General features: G+C 46.2%; 1 protein-coding gene and 1 tRNA gene. One reads left to right on the top strand and one right to left on the bottom strand.

The genetic code is table 11. The features are described from left to right. Positions 1–211: 211 nt before the first annotated feature. Positions 212–284 (bottom strand) — tRNA-Ala (locus tag DP116_RS30605). Between the two features lie 321 nt (positions 285–605). Here DP116_RS30605 and DP116_RS30600 point away from each other — a divergent pair. Then, positions 606–1,055, top strand: a 450-nt coding sequence (locus DP116_RS30600) for a hypothetical protein (RefSeq protein ID WP_211173549.1), incomplete at its 3' end; no start/stop codon positions are given.

Raw genomic sequence — 1,055 nt, 5'->3', positions numbered from 1 at the left:
CAATATGCAGTTTTCAGGGTACAAACCCGGTTTTGTTTAATGCCCTTTTCCGGTTGGGCTGTCGCGTTTGGTTTTTCCAAACCTTCGCGAGTCATCAATTCTATCAGATGAATCAGCGCTTTTACAAGGTTTTTTCTGAATCTTACTTCAGAGTTTTTCTTGTCGCTTTCGGAGTCGAGCTTCAATTAAGAAGCGCTATCCGACTGAATTCTGGAGGCTAGCGGAGTCGAACCGCTGACCTTCTCCGTGCAAAGGAGACGCTCTACCAGCTGAGCCAAGCCCCCATCCATGCGGGTTCTAATTGTACTAGGCTCGTTGCCTGTGCTCGTTAGCTTCGAGCGTACATTTTGAACTTTCTTCACATCACTATCGGCTTCGAACTCAATCGGCTTGACGCGCGATTAGGAAGCCCAGTGATGACTACTTCTCTATAATACAAGAAAATCTGAAAAGTGTGGGCATGCAAACAAAGTTTTAAGGGTCGATTTGTTCGCGTTAAGGAAGTCAATTTAGTACCCTCTGAAACCCTGATGGTGTGCGGCTTCCAGCACTTGCTCCCAGTTGAAAAAAAGCCCTGCGCATTCATATTATATGGAATATTCTGATTGAAAGAACTGACTTGTCAGCATTGCAATACGCCGCAACCCGCATCAAATGGGAATTGCAGAAACTGTCGCAAATCACTTATCACCGAATCTGGTGCCAAAATGACAACCATCGCAAACGCTTACCACGTTGCGGATTCGGATGCACCAATCTTCTTTCCAGTGTCCAGAGCGAAGTTTATTCTGATGATTGTCGTCACGCTCGGCTGGTATGCATTTTATTGCTCATACCGAAACTGGCGCTACGTGCAGATTGAGAGACGACGAAACGTCAGTGCGGCGTTACGCGCATTATTCTCGATCCTATTTATGTATTCCCTGGCGGAAGAAATTCGCATCATGGCGCACAAATATGATGTGGAATCGGACGTCAAGCCCGTTTTTATTGGCGCAGGTTTCGCGTTCATTCTAATTTGCGCGCAACTGGGAAGATTCTATGCGCCTTTATAT

Origin of the sequence: Brasilonema bromeliae SPC951 (genome assembly GCF_012912135.1) — a bacterium.
Classification (GTDB): domain Bacteria; phylum Cyanobacteriota; class Cyanobacteriia; order Cyanobacteriales; family Nostocaceae; genus Brasilonema; species Brasilonema bromeliae.
Note: the sequence above shows the minus strand (reverse complement) of the source record. Positions and strands in the feature narration are given on the sequence as shown.